The organism is Paraglaciecola sp. (genome assembly GCF_051252315.1).
Lineage (GTDB): Bacteria > Pseudomonadota > Gammaproteobacteria > Enterobacterales > Alteromonadaceae > Paraglaciecola.
Genome location: NZ_JBPOFP010000248.1, coordinates 1 through 2,224, shown reverse-complemented (window position 1 = coordinate 2,224; position 2,224 = coordinate 1). Strand labels below are relative to the sequence as shown.

Below are 2,224 nucleotides of genomic sequence, written 5' to 3'. Positions count from 1 at the left end.
CCTAGTCATCCCACTAAGTCACACGTTGTAGTCGCTAAAGATGGTGACAAGGTTAAGACTATTCGGTTTGGACAGCAGGGTGTTAAGAAAAACCAAGCAGACAAAAAGAAGTCGTTTAACGCTAGACATAAATGCGACAGTAAGAAGTCTAAGCTGACGGCAGGGTATTGGTCATGCAAGAACTGGTAACTAAAGGCGACAACGGTCGTTACTATAAGCCATGTTCTGGTTGTGGAGAAATGCAGAGTTATTTACGTAAGAGCTATGCAGAACTTTCTTTAAAACACAATAAGCTGTGTAAAAGCTGTTCTAATAGTAATCCAGACAAGAACAACCATAAAGGATACTATAAGGATGTCTTACGGGCTTCTTTTGTACATAAGTATAAAACAGGAGCGGTAACGCGTGGTATTGAATGGGATGTGGAATTTGATGCTTTAGCTGATTTACTTATAGAGCAAGATTTTAAATGTGCACTTAGCGGAACACCTTTACAGGCTATGGAGTTATCCAACAACGCTTCTTTAGACCGTATTGATAGTTCTAAAGGGTATGTTGACGGTAACGTGCAGTGGGTCTTGTCTGAAATTAATATGATGAAGCAACAGTATTCTCAGGAAAGATTTATAGAATTGTGCTGTGCTGTTGCTAATAAAAACAAGGGTGATTAAATGTCTGGTTTTAATTTAGATTTCTCAGGTTTGTTTAGCGGTGGTTTCACCAATAATTTAAACAAGAACAACTTTGACTTTAGCGCTTATGCCCCAAAGAAAGAAACAGTCACAGACCCTGTAGACGTTGTTTCAAATAACACACCAGACGCACAGGTAGATATACTTGAAGGTGCAGGTACTGTAGCCGTCACTAAACAGCCCGAAGTGCGTTATTCTTCCGCTGTTACTAATGCTATAGCACCTATTACACCAGACCTTACAGCGACTCCTGCTGACCCTATAACAGATGCTATACAGTCTGTTCAGCCTAAGCCTATTAACTTAGGGATGGACTTTAGTATTGCGCCTATTGCAGAGACTTCTAAGCCTATGCAGTCAGTCGTTGGTAGTGGTGCGAGTTTTGATGTAACAACCCCTTCTGATTTTTCTGCCTTGCCAGTTAAAGAAGAGCCTGTACAGCCTGTAGATAATACTGTCACTTACGACCCTATTGAAGCATCTTTGATGTCAAGCGCAGAAGACGAAAAAGACTACTATCAGAGTGTTCTAAACAGCCCTGCACCGTCTTTAGAGTTGGGGATAGACAATCCTGCTACATTTAAAGATGAGACAGGTAGACCACAGGTTAATAGCGGTATTCTTGATTATTTTACAGGTCAGGAACAAGCTCGTATAGGACTACAAGATTTACGTCCTGCTGCTCAAGGTGAGGAAGATAATGAGAGGGAAGATGCTGCTGCTGAAGGTTTAGGTCAAGATTTAATTAAGAAATATAACATTCCTAGCAGTTTTTCTATAGATGAGAATTATAATTGGGTTCTTAATCCTAATACCTTAACTTATGAAAAGCAACTAGTGTCTGCTACAGGGGCTGATGTAGCTCTAATGATAGGTACTACAATAGCCTCAGCAGGTCTAGGTACAGCAATAGCAGGTTCAAGTGCTGTAGCCTCTTTATCAGCAGGTAACGTGGCTGTTGCTAACGCTATTGGTCAAGGGATAGCTAGTGGTCTTACTAGTGCAGCGCAGGGAGGTGATACTAAAGACATACTTTTAAACACTACAATAGGTGCTCTGCAAGGTGGTGCTGAAGGTTTGAACGAAATGACAGCTACTGCTAGAGATGCTGCTACTCTTATAGGAGCTTCTAAAGATGTTATTAATACAGCTACCACGTTAGGCGCTCAAGCAGATGTAATGAACAATATCGTAAATGGTATTAACTTAGTACAGGCTATAGACCAAAAAGACCCGTTAAAGGCTATAGAGTCTGCTTTGTTACTGACGGATAATGAAAGTTTAAATACAATTGTTAAAGACTCTGTTATTGGTAATGCCAATAGTGATTTTATAGTAGGTAATGCAGATATAATAACTTCTACCATAATAGGAGCAGGGGAAGCTGCCATTAAAGGAGGAGATGCTAAGGATATTGTTGTAAATGCTGCTAACACTGTTATTAAAGAAAATATATTAACTGAAGAAAATGTTACTAAATTTTTAACTGAAAACACAGACAGTTTAAAGCTTTATTTTGGCGGCTTTGTTGA

3 protein-coding genes are annotated in these 2,224 nt (G+C 39.6%); all 3 read left to right on the top strand.

Annotation, left to right across the window (positions count from 1 at the left end; genetic code table 11):
* Positions 1-189: hypothetical protein (locus ACSHXM_RS21710; RefSeq protein WP_435692504.1), on the top strand; the 189-nt coding region annotated here is incomplete at its 5' end.
* A complete protein-coding gene (locus ACSHXM_RS21705) occupies positions 174-671 on the top strand; it encodes a hypothetical protein (protein WP_435692502.1) in 498 nt (165 codons plus the stop codon). The genes ACSHXM_RS21710 and ACSHXM_RS21705, both read left to right, overlap by 16 nt.
* Positions 672-2,224 (top strand): hypothetical protein (locus ACSHXM_RS21700; RefSeq protein ID WP_435692500.1); only part of this gene is annotated, 1,553 nt, incomplete at its 3' end.